Below are 17405 nucleotides of genomic sequence, written 5' to 3' on the forward strand. Positions count from 1 at the left end.
AGCCTGTGGTTCTGGTGCGCGTTCAAGGGCTGCGGCGGCCGCCGCGGCCTCTTCGACTTCAAGCATCTTGCGACGCTGCTCCGCCCAGGCCTTTACCTTGTCGAGAAGCTCTTCGCGGAACCCCTCGCCAACATTCAGATCCTTTGACGAGCTTGGCTTGGGGATGTAATCCACCGCCCCCAGCGTCATGGCCTGGAAACTGATATCGGCATTTCGCTTGGTCAGCGTGGACGCCATGATCACGCGGACTGTCGGATCGATTTCCAACAGTTTCGGCAAGGCCGTCAACCCGTCCATCACCGGCATTTCGATATCAAGAACGACGACTTCGATGCCGCCGCCTTCCATCACTGCCAGTGCTTCTTCGCCATTAGTAACCGATCCGACGACGTCAATGTCTGCGTCTTCGGCCATCATGCGTGTAACAAGCCCGCGCACGATGGCGGAATCATCCACGATCAGGACTTTATATGGCGAATGGATAGGCGTCTCTTCCACGTAGCAGCGTCCCCGCTAGATTAAGGAGATCCGTTATTAAAGGCGTGCAGGTTCGCGTTGATCGGCCAGCCTAGATCAGGCCGACCTGTTCAAACTTGGCCTGAATGATCTCGCTATCGAACGGCTTCATGATGTATTCGTTCGCGCCAGCGGTAATCGCTTCCTGAATGTGTTCAAGGTCGTTTTCAGTTGTACAGAACACAACAACAGGATCATCGCCCCCAGGAGATGCACGAAGCTCACGCAGGAATTCAATCCCGCTTTTGACCGGCATGTTCCAGTCCAGCAGGACAGCCTCAGGCATGGACTCAAGGCACCGATCAATGGCCTCCTGACCGTCCACTGCCTCCACGACCGCAAATCCCATTTCTTCAAGGATACGGCGTGCTACCATTCGGATGACTTTCGAATCATCGACGACGAGACAACTCTTCATCGACTTCCTTCTCGCTTACTTAGGTCGTTAAGCCACAATGGCAGGAACCGGGCACATTTTGTGCCCGGCATGGAAATTTCAGTTTAACCGGCTTGCTTGACGGACGAAGTAAAGTCAAGCAGACGGGTCACATCAAGAATTACCAGAAGCTTCTTGTCGAGACGGAAAATACCGTCCGAGAATTCACGCCAACGCGGATCAAGCGTTGCCGGGTTCTGTTCGAACGCCTTTTTCGGAACGCTCAGAACCTCGCCAACCTGATCAACCATCAGGCTGTAAAGCTCGCCGCCTTCGTCAACAACAATGCTCATGCCCGGATCATCGTCTTCGCGGTCACGCAAACCAAGGCGTTTGCGTACATCAATCGCCGTCACGATACGTCCACGCAGGTTCAATGACCCTGCGACTTCCGGCGGAGACAACGGAATACGGGTAATGCGTTGCGGGCCCAGAACATCCTGAACGGTCAGGACCGGGATACCGAAAAGCTGCTTGCCAATATTCGCGGTCACGAAATCCTGGCTGTCACCACCAAGTTCAAGGGCGCCGCCCTTTTCCTGGCTCGGGACGAGTGCGTTTTTATCGCTCATAGGACTTTATCTCCCGCTTACATGCTGCTCAGTGTCTGGATCAGGGTCGAGACAAGCGCATCGCGATCAAATTTGGCCACATAGTCGCTAAAGCCGACCTGACGACCGCGTTCGAAGTCTTCCTCGCTGGTGTGCGAAGACAGGGCAATAATCGGAATTTCACCCCACTCTGCATCATCCTGCAAGGCCTCGGCGAATTCAAAGCCGTTCATGCCCGGCATTTCGATGTCACTGATGATCGCGTCAAACTGGTTGCCACGGTTTTTAAGTTCCATGGCCTGTTCGGCGTTTTCAACCGCGGTGACATTGAAGCCAGCAACCGAAAGCATCGGAGTCAGCAGATTGCGGAAGAACGGGCTGTCATCAATCAACAGAACGCGTTTTTTCTCGCCACCGCTTTCCTCATTACCGAACCAGTCACTGAATGCCAGTTCAAGATAGTAACCGGCATCAATCAGGTCGGTCGCCTTGCCGTCAATCACGGCCGAGCCAACCAGACCATCCTGGTCAGCAGTCAGTTCAACGTTCAGGACGTCATCAACGATATCAACGATCTCGTCGACAACCAGCCCCATGGTGCGCTCGCGATCCTGGAACACAAGGGTCGGCTGACGGCCTTCGGCCTTCATCTGGTAGCTGCCGTCGATAAAGACAAGCGGCATAAGCTTGCCGCGGTACTGAACCAGCGGACGGCCATTGGAATGTTCGATATTCTCGACATCGATCTCTTCAAGGCGGGCAACCAGTGCCAGCGGAACCGCACGCACTTCGTTACCACCAGCCCGGAAGACCAGCATGGAGGTGGTTTCGCGATCCGATGCATCCTGCTTGGCCTTGCCTTCGACACCTTGCGAACCACCAACGGTGATTTCGCCGGTGCGGGTGGCAATGCCGTTCGGATCAAGGATCATGATGACGCTACCATCGCCAAGGATGGTGTTGCCCGAGAACAGCGACAGATCGCGCAGGATCGGAGCAACCGGTTTGACAACGATTTCCTCGGTGTCGAACACGCGGTCAACGATGATACCAAACGAATATGTCCCGACCTGTGCAACCACGATGAATGCTTCTTCATCAAGCGACTCATCAGTAGCATCGCTGTTATCAAGGCCAAGGATACGTTTGAGCGTCACCAGCGGCAGCAGACGGTTACGCAGACGCAGGACCGGCGTATCGTGAATGCGTTCGATGGAATGCTCGGAATTGTTCGACGCGCGGACAAGTTCCAGAACACTGATCTGCGGGATGGCAAAGCGTTCGCCACCACTTTCGACGATCAGCGCGGACACAATGGCCAGCGTCAGCGGGATCTTGATGATGAAGGTCGAACCACGGCCTTCGACCGATTTCAGTTCAACCGTACCACCGATCTTTTCGATGTTGGTACGCACAACGTCCATACCCACACCACGACCGGAAACCGAAGTCACCTTTTCTGCGGTCGAGAAGCCCGGCTTGAAGATGAACTGCTGGATCTGCTGGTCACCCATGCTTTCCAGTTCGCTCTCGGTGGTCAGGCCATTGGCAATCGCCTTGGCCTTGATGCGATCAAGGTTCAGACCACGGCCATCATCGGAAATCTCGATGATGATGTGACCACCTTCGTGATACGCATTCAGCGTGACTGTGCCGGTTTCAGGCTTGCCTGCGTCACGACGGCCCGGAATGTCTTCCAGACCGTGGTCGGCAGAGTTACGCACCATGTGGGTCAGCGGATCCTTGATCAGCTCAAGAACCTGACGGTCCAGCTCGGTGTCGGCACCGATCATCTGCAGATCGATCTTCTTGTTCATTTCAAGGGCAAGGTCGCGAACGATACGCGGCAGTTTTGCCCAGGCATTGCCAATCGGCTGCATACGGGTCTTCATCACACCTTCCTGAAGGTCGGTGGTGATGTGCGACAGGCGCTGCAACGGAACGGTGAATTCACTGTCATCCTTGCCGCGAACCATCTGCAGGAGCTGGTTACGGGTCAGGACAAGCTCGGAAACGAGCGTCATAAGGTTTTCAAGCAGCTCGACATTCACACGAATGGTCTGGGCTGCAACAGAGCTTTCCTTGGTCTCGCCACGCGGTTCGGCCTTTGCCTTCTCGGCAGGCTTTTTGGCGGGTGCGACTTCCTGGGATTTCGCTGCTGCGGGCGGAGCGGCCGGTTTTGCCGGTGCTTCGGGCTCCGGTTCCGGCTCGGCGGCTGCGGCCGGTTCGTCGGGTACTTCGAAATCAGGATCGTATTCTGCGGCGTCAAATGCAGCCTGCAGCTTTTCGTCATCCGTCATCGGAACTTCTTCGTCAGCAGCTTCTTCTGCTGCGGCCGGGGCTGCTTCGGCAGCTGGCGCGCCACCCGGGATTTCACCGGTATCTGCGAAGTGGTTCAGACGTGCGATCAGTTCGGCATCGTTGCCGTCCGGCTCGGCTTCGTTCTGCTCAAGCTCGCCGAGCAGGTACTTAATCGTGTCAATCGACTCAAGCACCAGTGTCACGGCTTCTGCCGTTACGACCAGTTCGCCGTCACGGATTTTACCGAGCACGTTCTCGCCAGCGTGGGCAACAGCCTCAAGGCGCGGCAGGCCAAGGAAGCCGCAAGTGCCTTTAATGGTGTGAACCAAGCGGAAAATGTTGGACAAGATGTCCGGATCATTCGGGTTCTGTTCCAGCTTCACAAGCTCGACGTCGAGCGTCGAGAGGCTTTCAGAAGTCTCGGTCAGAAATTCACTTAAAAGATCGTCCATATACCCCCTCCAAAACTCCAACAATCAATTGCTTGCCGGAACTGGAACTCCCATTAAAACGTCGATACACAACATAATACTATACATTGATATCATACGTAGAAGCTATCACACGCTATTACCAGACCTGCAGGTCAAATTTTTATCCATAGATCAATGCAATATTTTCATCCTGTTGCAAGACTGAAAGAGCACCACCGCCCAGTTTAGCCAATTTCCGCAAGAAAAACGCCTGAACATTTCGCGGATCAAGTACTTCAGCAGAGACTTCTTTTTCCAAAACGTTCATGATTTCAGGGCGCAAGGCGGCACGTTTCCCCTCGCCCAGCACCGTTACCTTGCCGGAGTCGCGCATCACCGAAAGCGTTCCTCCGAATGGCAAGGCCTCGCGGGCCAGCATAACCATATTCAATACGATTCTTGCATGCGATGGATCAATTGGAAGGTCCGGCCAGTCGAGCGCCACCTTTCCTTCGGCCGCATAAGTCTGTTTTGCGGCGTCGCGCATCGCACCTGTATCGGCACTGCTGCCCGCGCGTCCAAAGGCCAATCGGAACAGTTGCAGACGTCGTGCGGCCTCAAGCCCGCTTTTACGCATAAGGGCGAGCGCCTCGTCATCACCGACTCCGTCTTCCCCCATCAGCTCCGCCCCGGCATTGACCGCCCCAACCGGGCCGACAAGATCGTGACAGATCCGCGAACTGATCAATTCGATCAAGGTCAGTTCAAGGGTGGCATCCTCTACCATAGCGCGGACTCTCCAAGGTATTTGCATGTCTTCAAGGGACCCTGTTCCAAAACAGGGTGCCCGACCCCGAACGGCCTGTGCAGATCACAAAGGCCACTCGCAGAAGGCACAAGATTGCCGCGTATATATTAAGAGCTTATTTAGCACGCTTTAAAATCAGGCTTTTCTAACCCGGCAAATTTTGCCCGCGGCCTGCAAACCTGCCTGTGGCGCAATGCGATCATAACAGCCGCAAATTGTGCATTCGTCATAATCGGCCTATATTGAAGGTAGCTACACAGGATACAGAGTACCCAATGGATTTCTTGCTGACGCCAGGCGCCATCGTGCGTCATCCCGACCAACCCGACTGGGGACTGGGCCGAATTCAGGCCGTCGACGGGGATCGAATCGCTGTCAATTTCGAAGAAGCCGGTCGCCAGATCATCCGCCCGCGCTTTGTTGTGCTCGAAATCGTCGAAGCTGCCGGTGGCTACGAATAGGGCATCGGATCACAACAGGTCAGGAAGACCGACAACTGGCATACAGATTGCTCTGTTTGTTAATGAATTTAACCTACAAGATGGACTCTATCGGACTTTGGATAGATGAACCTGACACGAGCAAAACAGTCTTAAGAAGGTCTCGAAACCCATGATTGCAGCCAACAAACCACCGCGTGACAGCTTTAAACAGCGCCACCATGTCGCTGCGTTTACCGTGCTGGAACAATTTGCCCAAGGGCTTGTACACTATGCCCGCGACCATGGCGGTTCCATTACCGAAGAACAGATTCTCAAGGCCGTCGACCGACTTCGCGACAACGAAGAACTGTTTGACAGTGCATGGGCGGTTCTTGAAGCCGATCTGGAATCGATCAAGGCACGCGAACATGCCGCAGTCCGCCATGATCCGTTTGGCCGTCTGCTTGTGTCGCGGTTCGATCATCTGCTCGAAGGCAACGAAGCCGGTGATACCGAACATGGCGCCCTGTCACGCACCATCCTGCAGCCTTTCTTCAAGGTCATTCGCATGATGGTCGGTATGGACATGCTTCAGGAAATCGATCGCGAGATCCACGAGATCATCGAAGCCCACGCCGACGACGACGATGAACTGCGCAACCCTTCCGAATACTGGGATCACCTTGCCAAGGCCCCGGAAGTGCGTTCGCGCATCAATCTCGTCTTTGCCCGCATGGCGCTTCATTTCAGCAACTATGAACACCGCAAGAAATGGCTGATCCAGCTGGTCAATGACAATATGGTCATGGGCGAGGAACGCTGGGAATTCACCGAAGCCCATTGCATCCGCCTGCTTGATGCGCTTTTTGCCGATGTCCGCAAAACCCTTGCCGTGCCCGAACAATCCGCCGAGCTGGTTGCCAAGATGGGCAGCGAAGATGTCGCAACGCTGCGTGAAGTGGTCAAATGCATTGATGCGGATGTTGCACGCCTTTCGGCCTGAACACGTCTTGCAAGAACCGATATCAAGGCCGCCCATCGAAAACCGGGGCGGCTTTGATCGTTTTCACCTGACGGAAAGGTGATCGCGCCATATCGAAACAGACTGGTCAAACCCCCGTCTGCTATGCAACAGTTCCAACAGAAAAATTACAAAAAGCCCCGGAAACTCAAGAACACCGGTTAAACGCCACCATGACCAAACCACTGATCGACAAATATGGCAGACATGTCTCTTACCTGCGCGTATCGGTAACCGATCGCTGCGATTTCCGCTGCACCTATTGCATGGCGGAAAACATGACCTTTTTGCCCAAATCCGATGTTCTCTCGCTTGAAGAACTCGATCAGCTCTGCACGGCTTTCATCACGCGTGGCGTGCGCAAGTTGCGCCTGACCGGCGGCGAACCATTGGTCCGTCGGAATATCATGGATCTGATTGCCAATCTGTCGCGCCATCTTAAAACCGGCGCGCTGGACGAGTTGACCATGACCACCAATGGCAGTCAGCTTGCCACCTATGCCGATGATCTGGCGCGCCTTGGCGTCAAGCGCCTGAACATCTCGCTTGATAGTCTGGATTCCCAGAAATTCACCGAAATCACCCGGCGTGGCCGCCTTGAACAGGTACTGGCCGGGCTTGAGGCCGCCAAACAGGCCGGCATTTCGATCAAGATCAACACAGTCGCACTTCGCAATTTCAACGAAGACGAAATGTCACGCCTTGTTGCCTGGTGCGGTAAGGAGGGTTTCGACCTTTGCCTGATTGAAACCATGCCGCTTGGCGACATTGATGGGGATCGCACCGATCAATACCTGCCGCTGACGGCTGTGCGTGAACGCCTGGAACAGGAATACACCCTGATCCCGTCCGATCACGTCACACCCGGCCCGGCCCGCTATACCACGGTCGCCGAAACCGGCGGACGTCTGGGCTTTATCACACCGCTGACCCATAATTTCTGCGAGGGCTGCAACCGTGTGCGTGTGACCTGCACCGGCACCCTTTACATGTGCCTTGGGCAGGAAGACCACGTTGATCTGCGCGCGGCGCTCCGCACCGGTGATCCGCGTGCGCTTGATCAGATGCTGGATGCCGCCATGGACCTCAAACCCAAGGGCCATGATTTCGTCATCGACCGCAAAGGCCAAAAGCCTGCTGTCGGGCGGCATATGAGCATGACCGGCGGCTGATCCGCAAAATTCACCTTTCCCAGAACAGGCACAACATGAAGATATTGATTGTCGGCGGCGGTATCGCCGGCTTGTCGTCCGCCATTGCCCTGCAAGATGACGGACACGACATTACAATTGTCGAAACCCTTGAGGACTGGAAACCGGCTGGTGCGGGATTACACCTTCCAGGGAATGCAATTGAGGCCCTTCGTGCCCTTGGCATTGATCAGGATGTTGCTGCCAAATCCAGTGCTTTTCCAAGGCTGGATTATTACGATCATCATGACCGCAAACTGTTTGCGCTAGAGACCGAGCAACTCTGCTGGCCAACCTTTCAGGCACTGACGCGTAGCGAGTTTCACGAAATCCTGTGCGCGAAGCTGATCACACCCACTATCCGGTTTGGCCTTTCCGTATCTGCCATTGACCATGACGCCGATCAGACGAAGGTAAGCTTTACCGACGGCACAAGCAGCAGCTTTGACCTCGTGGTCGGTGCTGACGGCATCAATTCAACTGTGCGACGGCTGGCTTTTGGAACAGAACACGTGCCGCAGCCGACCGGCTATATTTGCTGGCGCTGGATTACGGATTATCCCTTTGGCCTGACTGCGCCCAAATTCGTCATCGGTCACGGGCAGGTTATTCTGGTGATGCCGGTGGGCGGTAACCGCTTTTATATCTATGCCAGCACCTATGATCCGGGCGAAAGAATACGCAATCTGCCGCCAAGCGAATTGTCCGCGCACTTTGCCCGATTTGATGGGCCGATACGCGACATGCTCAGCACCATAAAACCCGACACACCAATTCACGAAGGTCGCCTTCAACAGATGGTCATGCCCGAATGGGTGGCCGGGCGCGTTGCGTTGATCGGGGATGCAGCCCATGGCACCCTTCCGACCATGGCACAGGGTGCGACCCAATCGATCAAGGATGGCCTCGCCCTCGCCAATGCCCTTCGCACGCACGCTGATATCAAAACGGCCCTTGCTGATTGGCAGGCCGCACGTTTGCCAGAAGCCCACTGGGTGCAACAACAATCCCTGAAACGGATGGCCTTTGCCAAAATCAGCGGCAAGGCGGGTGTCTGGTTGCGCAATACCCTGATGCGCAAAATCGGCCCGAAGATTGTTGCAACAGGCTTTCAGCCACTGATTGATGGCAAGGCCGGAACACGCAAAAACTAAGCTGGAAAACTGCTGGCTTCCGCCATTGCAGCCATTGCGGCGGCATGGCTTTCCGCCGCCAGCAAATGCGCAGGGCAACCTAAGCAGTCTGAACTGCCAAAACCCGCGATGGGTATATTGATCCCTGGCAAAGCCGCGAATGCCACACGCAAATCGCATTCACATCCGCTAGGCGTTACCAATGCCGAAACTACCCGCCCCACTCCGTTTGAAGTCAGCTCATCGACATGCCAATGGGGTTTCTTGTCCCCTTTGCAGTGGCGTTTGACGCGCGCGGCAATGCCGCCGGGGCCGTTGGCGGAACCGCAATAAAGATAGGTGCCCTTGGGCAGGATCTTTCCGGCGAAGCGCTTGTTTTGCAGTGTCAGGTCAGCTTCGAGTTCGATCACCAGAACGTAAGCTCCGGCAACTTTGGGAAGCTGCCGGAGGGTTTCGTCATTTATCTCCGGGAAAAACGTGCTCACGCGTCCGGGGACTCTCTGAGCAACAAATCAATCGAAAGTCCGGGGCCGGACATGCCATTGGTCAGGACCGGTTCGCAATGTTCGTTGATGCGCGCGGCAATGCGCTGGCGAAAGCCGCTAAAGCGTTTTGATTCCACCACATCGACCGGCTCATCAAGATGCACCTCAACCCGGAACACACCGGGTGTCGGCGTTGCATTTACGCTGCGGATAAGCCCGGTCACCGCATGACCAAGGTAGGATCCGGCAAATCGTTTGCCGATCCCAAGATCAGACACATTGGTCGGGATATTGCGCCTTGCCATGGCAACGGCGGTGTTCCAGTCGCGAAAACCGTGGCTTTGTGCCAACAGTTCCAGCGAACCGGCATGCGAGATGGCGACATCACGCGCCGCCAGTGCCTTGCGCAGGCGTTTGGCCTGTGTCTTGAATTGTTCGGTCGCGTCCGTGTCAATTTCGGCACGACTGATGTTAAGCGTATTTGAAGTCATTTTCGTCTCCACGCAGGAGGCCGGGTGTCCGCATTGCCGGGCCGCATCCTGATCGGGAAACGGGTCCGAAAATTTCATTCCACGCACTTTACCAAAGGCATAAACCTTGCGGACGGCAGGTGTGCGCAACCCTGCCTGCGTGATTAGAGCAATATCGCGCGCATGACAAGCCTTTCGACCTCATTGAGCGCTGTCGCAAACCGGCCATCGCGCAGAAATTGACAGCCCCCGTGACAACAACATATACCAGACAAAAGATGTTTTATCCGGGCCGCATGAACGGCCTGCGATCAATGATAAGGAATAAACGCCATGGCGATGGAAGCCTATGAAATCGAAAGCATGATCAAGGAAGCCCTGCCCGATGCACAGGTCCGCATCGAGGATTTGCGCGGCGACGGCGACCATTATGCCGCCATCGTGGTGTCAGAGCAGTTTCGCGGCAAAACCCGCGTGATGCAGCACCAGATGGTCTATTCCGCGCTTAAGGGAAAAATGGGCGGCGATCTGCACGCGCTTGCGCTGCAGACTTCTGCACCGGACTAAGAGCCCACCTTTGGCAGGGGTGATCGCCACCACCTATCAGACCCTGCCTTGCCAACAGATATACGGGCGCCTTACACCATCGGGCGCCCGTTGCCTTTCAGCCTTGCACTGAATCGGTCCGATGACGTAGCGGCCGGTCACAGCCCCATTAACTGACCACGGCTTTAAAGTTATGTCTTCTCAGGAAAAACCGGCACTGATCGGCCCCGGCCCCCTCGCAGGTCTTGCTGCCTTCACCGTTTGGGGCACGTTTGGCATTTATTTCAAACTGGTCGCGTTTGCCGGGCCGGTTGAAATCCTGTCACACCGAATTATCTGGTCCGCGATTTTAACACTGCTTCTGGTATTTGCGCTCGGACGTCGCAAGCAGCTTTGGGCGCTGATTTCATCGGCGAGAACGCTTGGCTTTCTGTTTCTGAGCAGTGTTTTGATCGCTGGAAACTGGATCATCTACATTTGGGCCGTCAATAACGCACACGCCCTTGAAGCCAGCCTTGGCTACTACATCATGCCGTTGGTCATGCTGATTTTGGCCCGGGTTTTCTTTGGCGAAAAACTTAACCGCATTCAGATGATTTCGGTGGCGATTTGCACCGTCGGGGTTTTGAACCTTTTGGTGTTTTATGGTCATCTGCCCTGGATTGCGCTTAGCCTGTCGTCGCTATTTGCATTTTATGGCGTGATCCGCAAATTTGTCCCGGCCGATCCGATTGCCGGTCTTTTTGTTGAATGTGCCCTGCTTGCACCGATGTCACTGGGCTATATGATCTGGCTTGACAGTCACGGCGGGGCGGCATTTGGCACAATCGGTTTAACGCAAGACGCGCTTTTGATCGGCCTTGGGGTCTGCACCGCGGTGCCGCTGGTTCTGTTTGCCTATGCGGCGCGCAACATGAAGTTTTCCGCCCTTGGACTGATGCAATATCTCAACCCGACCCTGCAATTCTTTGTCGCGGTTCTGGTTTTCGGCGAGGCCTTTACTCAGGCCCACATGGTCACCTATGGCTTGGTATGGATTGGCTTGGCGATTTTCACTTGGGACAACCTGCGCACTGCGCGGCAAAATCGCGCCAAGAGTTGACAGAACCGCAGGTTCCAGCCATATCTTCGCCCATAAAAGTTTAACCTGAATTTGCGGCCCGAACAGAGCCGCCCAAGCCAAGGACAATCATCATGACCGACAATCCGGTATTCGAGCGCATCCAGAAAGACGTCAATGACAATGACGTCGTCCTGTTCATGAAGGGTACTGCCATGTTCCCGCAGTGTGGCTTCTCTGCTGCTGTTGTGCAGGTGCTGGCTGAACTTGGCGTTCAGTTCAAGGATATCAATGTGCTGGTTGACCCGGCAATCCGTCAGGGCATCAAGGACTTTTCCAACTGGCCGACCATTCCGCAGCTTTATGTCAAGGGCGAGTTCCTTGGCGGTTGCGACATCGTGCGCGAAATGGCTGCCAGCGGCGAGCTGTCCCAGCACCTTAAAGACAAGGGTGTTGCTGCCGCTTAAAGCGCACGCAATTCCAACATTCAAACGCGCTGTTCGGTTTTGCCGCCAGCGCGTTTTTTGTGTTTGCACGACATCAAAACTCGCCAAATACGATCACAGACACCGCAACATGAAACTATTTCTTGATGGTTTCCGTGTCGTTCCCCATCTTTAGGGCATGCTGCCAATTGCACCACAGGGGAAGGTCACCGGCATGAAACCATCAATGAGAACAATGGCATGCTTTGCCATCTGGTTATTTGCGATGTCTTTCATTGCACTGACCACGCCTGCACAGGCGCAAATGGCCGCCGTTGCCCAGATGGGCAGCACCGACGATCCCACCGCAACAGACAGCCCCCCTGCCCCAGAAGACATGGTCACGGAAACCTTCAGCTACTATGGGTTCCTTGATGAAGGGGTCGAACGAACCCGCGCCCGCATCAACAAGACGCTTGTTGGTCTTGAAGCTTTTGCCGACGAACTGGACGCCACACTTGAATTTCTGTCGACCGATTTTGGTCAGACCGGTCTGATGCGTGTTTTCCTGTTTACCGCAATATTTGTTGGTGTCGGCATTGTGGCCGAACTGATCTATCGTCGGCTTTCGGCACCAATGTGTGCCTATCTTGAAGCCCGCGCACCGCAAAAGTTCTCCGAACGGCTTAAAAACATTGCCGGGCTTTGCACGCTTTCACTGCTTTCCCTGTTTGTTTTTGCCATCGGCTCACTTGGTACCTTCATGGTGTTTGACTGGCCCGACATCATGAAGACGGCGATCATGTCGCTTCTGATGGCGTTCTTTGCGCTTCGTGTCCTGGTCATCGTGCTGCAATTCCTGTTTGCGCCCAAGGCCGCAGGCCTTCGCATGATCAATGTCGCCCCCGATGCGGCCACGGCACTGACCAAAAGCCTGACATGGGCCGCCGGGATTTCATTGTTTGCCTTTGCCCTGGCCGGGGTCTTCAGTGCTGCGCCGACGTTCAATTCAGGCGATATCATCCTGTTTGATATGGCGGTGGTGATTTCGGTTATCGCCTTTTGCTGGGCAACCCTTTGGCTTGGTCGTTTTTTTGCCACCCACACAGCAAATGCAGACGTTGAGAAAATCGCATTGCCGACATCCATTGCCCGCCTTTGGCCAGCCATCGTTTGTAGCTGGTTCATTCTGGTCGGCGGGGTGGCGGTCATTGGTGCCGAACGCCTTCTCAAGGCGCTTCTCGCCATTGGTCTTGCCTGCCTGTTTGATGTGGTGTTTCGCAACATCATCGAAAGCCAGCATCGCAAGAAACTGCAACTGGCCGAACAGGAAGCCGCTGAACACAATGCCAGGGCCGAGGCCATCGCCCTTGAAAATGAAGAAGAATTCGAACCCGTACAGCCCAAAAACCCGGTTTTCACCAAGGTACTGAACCGCGCTGTCAGGCTTTTGGCGTTGGTCTTTGTGCTGGCAAGCTTCTGGCGTATCTGGGGCCTTGACCGTCTGGCCCTTGCCGAGGATGCCGGGATTGTTGCCCGCATCATCGACAGTTCCACCGAAATCATCATGATCCTTCTGATCGCCGATCTGATCTGGTCACTGATCAAAACCTTCCTTGATGAACGCATGAACGCGTCAAATCAGGGCAATGCAGGTGATGAAGGTGGTGGTTCCGGACTGTCACGGGTCGAAACACTTCTGCCATTGCTCAAGAACTTTGCGCTGACCGTGATTGTCATCATGGTGGCAATGGTGACGCTGTCATCGCTCGGCGTTGATATCGGGCCGCTGATTGCCGGTGCCGGTGTTGTCGGCCTCGCCCTTGGTTTTGGCAGTCAGGCACTGGTGCGCGATGTGGTGGCGGGGGTGTTCTTCCTGCTTGATGATGCGTTTCGGCTTGGCGAATATATCGAAGTCGACAACCTGCGCGGACGGGTCGAAAACATCTCGATCCGCTCCATGCAGTTGCGCCATCACCGCGGTCCGCTTCAGACCGTCCCGTTTGGCGAGATCAAATCCATCGTCAACCACAGCCGCGACTGGGTCATCGTCAAACTGGAATTCCGCGTGCCGTTTGAAACCGACGTCAACAAGATCAAGAAACTGGTCAAGAAACTGGCGGCCGAACTTCTGGAAGATCCGCTGATCGGGGATAGCTTCATCGAACCGCTGAAATCCCAGGGCGTGCGCCGAATGGAAGAATTCAACATGGTGATCGGGCTGAAATACACCTCAAAACCCGGCGAACAGTTCATGATCCGCAAAACCGTCTATCAACGGGTTCTGGCCATGTTCAAGGAAAACGGTATCCAGATGGCTTCGCGCGACGTCAAGGTCGCCGTGCCAGCAGATGCCACGCCAGAACAAAAGCAGGAAGCCGTGGCCGCAGCCGCCCAGCAGGCGTCCGAGCAGACCAACAAACCACCGGCCTGATTGCGGCCCAGCCCAAATTCCAGACAAACAAAAACGCCCGCTGTTTCCAACGGGCGTCTTCGTATCGGTTCGTCGCGAAATCCGTAAGGATTAACGCGAGTAGAATTCGATGACCAGGTTCGGCTGCATCTGAACCGGGTACGGAATTTCTGCGAATTTCGGTACGCGAACGAAGGTGCCTTTGAAGGCCTTCGCGTCAACGTCGAGATATTCCGGAACGTCACGTTCGTTCAGGTTGGCTGCTTCCATAACCATCGGGATTTCGCGCGAAGCGGATTTCACTTCGACAACGTCACCTTCTTTAACAAGGTAGGACGGGATGGTTACTTTCTTGCCGTTGACAAGAATGTGGCCGTGGTTAACGAACTGACGTGCAGCAAACACGGTCGGAACGAATTTCATGCGGTAGATAACCGCATCAAGGCGCTGCTCAAGAATACCAACCAGATGCTCGGAGGTATCGCCCGGACGACGGGATGCTTCTTTGTAGTAGCGCAGGAACTGTTTTTCAGAGATCGAGCCGTAGTAGCCTTTGAGCTGCTGTTTGGCGAACAGCTGGGTACCATAGTCGGTCGGCTTCTTACGGCGGGTTGCGCCGTGCATGCCCGGTGCATATTCGCGCTTGTTCAGCGGCGATTTTGCACGGCCCCAAAGGTTCACACCAAGGCGGCGGTCAATCTTATGCTTTGCAGCAATACGTTTCGACATTTTGTAACTCTCTTTTTTTAAAGATCACTTATTGTCCCGATAGTTTCCAACCGCCCAAAACCGGATATTTGGCCCGGGCACGCGGAACGGGGACGAAACCACCTGTTTCGACCCACTTTCTCGGAAGTGAGGCGCAATATAGAGATCACGGGCCGAGAGTCAAACGAAAATGGCCGTTTTCATGGCCTGCCAACGCAAGCAATGCCTGCAGTTTTCGCAAGGCTTCCTCCCCCGACGCAAGTCCTTTCCCGACCAGCCAACATTATCTGGCTGCTTTCCAAGGGTTTAGATCTGTTTTGACGCCAGATTGACGATTGTCATATCACCCAAAGTCGCCCTCAAATTAAAATATTATCACTAATTAATAATACAGAATTCGGAGCGCCCCATGGACAACTCGACCATTACCCCACGCCGTTTTGCCTTCATGTTGCTGTTGATGGCAATTCTTCTTGTTTTGAATGTCGCCGTCGCCAAGGCCGATGACAAAATAGACAAGGCCCTGATCATCCTGACCAGCCCATCCCTGCAAACCCAGGGCATGGCGATGGTTCTTGGCAACACCATGCAGGCCCAGGGTGTCAGGGTCGATGTTCTGTTGTGCGACACGGCAGGCGATCTGGCCTTAAGCACAACCAAAAGCCCAGCCCTTGAACCCAAGAAAGTCACCCCGGAACAACTTCTGGGCAAGCTGATGAGTGGCGGCGCCTCGGTCAATGTCTGCGCGCTTTATCTTCCCAACAGCAGCCATGATCAAACTGCACTTCGCAGCGGTGTTGGTGTCGCGACCCCGCCAGCGATGGCCAAAATGATGGTTGATGAAGATACCCGCGTCTTTTCATTCTAAGCCCAAAGGACCGCAGGAATATGAACATGTTTAAAATGCGCCCCGTTTTGGCCGGTCTGGCTTTGCTGTTTGCCATCGCCTTTTCGGCCGCACTCCCAGTCTCGGTCAGGGCTGACGAACTTGGTATTTCCACCACCGAGGCGTTCGAGCTTTCATCACAGAAGGACAATGTGCTTTTTGTCGATGTCCGCGATCCGGTGGAAATCCTGTTTATCGGCTTTACCGATGCGGTTGATATCAACATCCCCTATCTGATGGTTGATCGCAGCCAATGGGACGCAAAGAAGGGCCGTTTCCGGCTTTATCGCAATCCCGACTTTGCCGCCGAAATCGAAGCCGCCCTGAAAGCACGCGGCATGGATAAAGACGCCACCGTGATCACCATGTGCCGTTCGGGCAGCGAACGCGGCAAACCCAGTGCAGCCTTCCTGCAGGAAAACGGTTTTGCCAATGCCCGCTATGTCGTTCATGGTTTTCAGGGCAGCTCCATCAAGGACGGACCGCAAAAAGGCCTCCGCCTATTAAACGGCTGGCAGAATGACGGTCTGCCTTGGCAAAGCAAACCGAACCCGGACAAGATCTATCGTCTGGACCGGCCATAACATATAGCAATCGGGTAGTTGCCCCCGGCACGTTCAACGCAACCAAAGAAGGGTTCCCTGATCAAAGTCAGGGAACCCTTTTTCGTTTTGGCAAATCCGTGCGTTGCTATGGCTTGTACTTGCCACCGCGCATGGCAACAATCATGCCGCGCAGGGTCTGGACTTCCTGATGGGTCAGGTTGGCACGATTAAAGATGTTGCGGATATTGCGCGCCATACCGGGACGTTTTTCCGCCACCCGAAAGAAACCCGACTCATCAAGTTCGCGTTCAAGATGCACAAAAAGGTGCTCCATATCGTCCTTGGTCGCCGGGAAAGTATCGGCCATCATCAACTGATAATCGGGCACATCCACACCGGCCTGCCACCATTCATACCCGATCAGCAAAACCGCCTGCGCCAGGTTAAGCGATGTAAATCCGGGATTGAGCGGCACGGTCACCACCGCATCGCCCATTGCGATATGTTCGTTGCGAACACCGGTGCGTTCCGGGCCGAACATCACACCGATCTTTTCGCCGCGCGCAATAACCGTGCGCATCTCCGGTGCCAAACCCTTGGGGGTGAAGACCGGCTTGATGGCATCACGGGTGCGCGCTGTCGTGACATAAACCCGGTTGAGATCGGCCAGCGCGTCTTCTTCGCGTTCAAACACCTTGGTATTATCAATAACGATGTCGGCACCCGATGCATTGGCGGTTGCCCGCTCATTGGGCCAGCCATCGCGCGGACGCACCAGACGCAAATCCACCAAACCACAATTGAGCATCGCACGCGCCGCCTTGCCGATATTATCGCCAAGCTGCGGTTCTATCAGAATGATCACGGGTGGATTGGCAATCCCGCCTGTTTCAGGCTTGGCACTGCCGATGGGCTCGCTCATCGCGCTTTTCTCCGGTCGTCACAGGATGGTATTTGCAGGCATCCCCGCTCATATTGGCGCTTACTTAGCAAAAGCCAACTGTTCGCGCCAGTCTCCATGTATCAAACGAAAAAAGCCGAACCTTGACCGGGTCCGGCTGCGTGCATCTTCGATG

Annotated in this window: 19 protein-coding genes; 10 read left to right on the forward strand and 9 right to left on the reverse strand. The window is 54.9% G+C overall.

Annotation, left to right across the window (positions count from 1 at the left end; genetic code table 11):
- The 5 genes from HED22_RS18125 to HED22_RS18145 all read right to left on the reverse strand — a co-directional run.
- The coding region (locus tag HED22_RS18125) for a response regulator (RefSeq protein WP_167724900.1) at nucleotides 1-498 on the reverse strand (498 nt) is incomplete at its 3' end.
- A 70-nt stretch (nucleotides 499-568) separates the two neighbouring features.
- Entirely contained in the window at nucleotides 569-934 is a 366-nt protein-coding gene (locus HED22_RS18130; RefSeq protein WP_167724902.1) for a PleD family two-component system response regulator, read from the reverse strand.
- 83 nt (nucleotides 935-1017) lie between these two features.
- Nucleotides 1018-1524 carry a chemotaxis protein CheW gene (locus HED22_RS18135; RefSeq protein ID WP_033069295.1) on the reverse strand — a complete coding sequence of 169 codons (507 nt, stop codon included), beginning with the start codon at nucleotides 1522-1524 and terminating at the stop codon, nucleotides 1018-1020.
- A 17-nt stretch (nucleotides 1525-1541) separates the two neighbouring features.
- Nucleotides 1542-4256, reverse strand: a complete 2715-nt coding sequence (locus HED22_RS18140; RefSeq protein ID WP_167724912.1) for a chemotaxis protein CheW — start codon at nucleotides 4254-4256, stop codon at nucleotides 1542-1544.
- A gap of 142 nt (nucleotides 4257-4398) precedes the next feature.
- Nucleotides 4399-5004, reverse strand: coding sequence for a histidine phosphotransferase family protein (locus HED22_RS18145; RefSeq protein WP_167724914.1), 606 nt, complete (start codon nucleotides 5002-5004; stop codon nucleotides 4399-4401).
- A gap of 296 nt (nucleotides 5005-5300) precedes the next feature.
- On the opposite strand from HED22_RS18145, the gene HED22_RS18150 reads away from it, so the two are divergent.
- The 4 genes from HED22_RS18150 (at nucleotide 5301) to HED22_RS18165 (ending at nucleotide 8812) form a co-directional block, all read left to right on the forward strand.
- Entirely contained in the window at nucleotides 5301-5486 is a 186-nt protein-coding gene (locus HED22_RS18150; RefSeq protein ID WP_167724916.1) for a DUF3553 domain-containing protein, read from the forward strand.
- A 151-nt stretch (nucleotides 5487-5637) separates the two neighbouring features.
- Complete coding sequence (locus HED22_RS18155; RefSeq protein ID WP_167724918.1) at nucleotides 5638-6450, forward strand: hypothetical protein; 813 nt, start codon at nucleotides 5638-5640, stop codon at nucleotides 6448-6450.
- A 191-nt stretch (nucleotides 6451-6641) separates the two neighbouring features.
- Entirely contained in the window at nucleotides 6642-7640 is a 999-nt protein-coding gene (gene moaA, locus HED22_RS18160; RefSeq protein ID WP_167724920.1) for a GTP 3',8-cyclase MoaA, read from the forward strand.
- 35 nt (nucleotides 7641-7675) lie between these two features.
- Nucleotides 7676-8812: an FAD-dependent monooxygenase gene (locus HED22_RS18165; RefSeq protein ID WP_167724922.1), complete on the forward strand. Its 1137-nt coding sequence runs from the start codon at nucleotides 7676-7678 to the stop codon at nucleotides 8810-8812.
- Here the strand turns inward: HED22_RS18165 and HED22_RS18170 are convergent.
- Nucleotides 8809-9276 carry a DUF123 domain-containing protein gene (locus tag HED22_RS18170; RefSeq protein WP_368484516.1) on the reverse strand — a complete coding sequence of 156 codons (468 nt, stop codon included), beginning with the start codon at nucleotides 9274-9276 and terminating at the stop codon, nucleotides 8809-8811. The genes HED22_RS18165 and HED22_RS18170 overlap by 4 nt on opposite strands.
- On the reverse strand, nucleotides 9273-9767 hold the full coding sequence (locus HED22_RS18175; protein ID WP_167724924.1) for a glyoxalase superfamily protein: 495 nt from the start codon (nucleotides 9765-9767) through the stop codon (nucleotides 9273-9275). Before HED22_RS18175 ends, HED22_RS18170 begins: the two co-directional genes overlap by 4 nt.
- 312 nt (nucleotides 9768-10079) lie before the next feature.
- Here HED22_RS18175 and HED22_RS18180 point away from each other — a divergent pair, with 312 nt between their 5' ends.
- The 4 genes from HED22_RS18180 (at nucleotide 10080) to HED22_RS18195 (ending at nucleotide 14211) form a co-directional block, all read left to right on the forward strand.
- Nucleotides 10080-10313: a BolA family protein gene (locus tag HED22_RS18180; protein ID WP_167724926.1), complete on the forward strand. Its 234-nt coding sequence runs from the start codon at nucleotides 10080-10082 to the stop codon at nucleotides 10311-10313.
- A gap of 172 nt (nucleotides 10314-10485) precedes the next feature.
- On the forward strand, nucleotides 10486-11394 hold the full coding sequence (rarD, locus tag HED22_RS18185; RefSeq protein ID WP_167724928.1) for an EamA family transporter RarD: 909 nt from the start codon (nucleotides 10486-10488) through the stop codon (nucleotides 11392-11394).
- Nucleotides 11395-11486: 92 nt separating this feature from the next.
- Nucleotides 11487-11819: a Grx4 family monothiol glutaredoxin gene (grxD, locus tag HED22_RS18190; RefSeq protein ID WP_167724930.1), complete on the forward strand. Its 333-nt coding sequence runs from the start codon at nucleotides 11487-11489 to the stop codon at nucleotides 11817-11819.
- A gap of 244 nt (nucleotides 11820-12063) precedes the next feature.
- Nucleotides 12064-14211, forward strand: coding sequence for a mechanosensitive ion channel domain-containing protein (locus HED22_RS18195; RefSeq protein ID WP_254870277.1), 2148 nt, complete (start codon nucleotides 12064-12066; stop codon nucleotides 14209-14211).
- Between the two features lie 90 nt (nucleotides 14212-14301).
- Here the strand turns inward: HED22_RS18195 and rpsD are convergent, their stop codons facing one another.
- Nucleotides 14302-14919, reverse strand: coding sequence for a 30S ribosomal protein S4 (gene rpsD / locus HED22_RS18200; protein ID WP_008891604.1), 618 nt, complete (start codon nucleotides 14917-14919; stop codon nucleotides 14302-14304).
- A gap of 388 nt (nucleotides 14920-15307) precedes the next feature.
- On the opposite strand from rpsD, the gene HED22_RS18205 reads away from it, so the two are divergent.
- Nucleotides 15308-15766, forward strand: coding sequence for a hypothetical protein (locus tag HED22_RS18205; RefSeq protein WP_167724933.1), 459 nt, complete (start codon nucleotides 15308-15310; stop codon nucleotides 15764-15766).
- Between the two features lie 26 nt (nucleotides 15767-15792).
- Nucleotides 15793-16368, forward strand: a complete 576-nt coding sequence (locus HED22_RS18210; RefSeq protein ID WP_254870278.1) for a rhodanese-like domain-containing protein — start codon at nucleotides 15793-15795, stop codon at nucleotides 16366-16368.
- Between the two features lie 106 nt (nucleotides 16369-16474).
- On the opposite strand, the gene HED22_RS18215 is transcribed toward HED22_RS18210, so the two are convergent.
- A complete protein-coding gene (locus HED22_RS18215; RefSeq protein ID WP_167724935.1) occupies nucleotides 16475-17251 on the reverse strand; it encodes an RNA methyltransferase in 777 nt (258 codons plus the stop codon).
- Nucleotides 17252-17405 lie beyond the last annotated feature (154 nt).

The sequence above is a fragment of the Thalassospira sp. HF15 genome (genome assembly GCF_011806525.1).
GTDB lineage: Bacteria > Pseudomonadota > Alphaproteobacteria > Rhodospirillales > Thalassospiraceae > Thalassospira.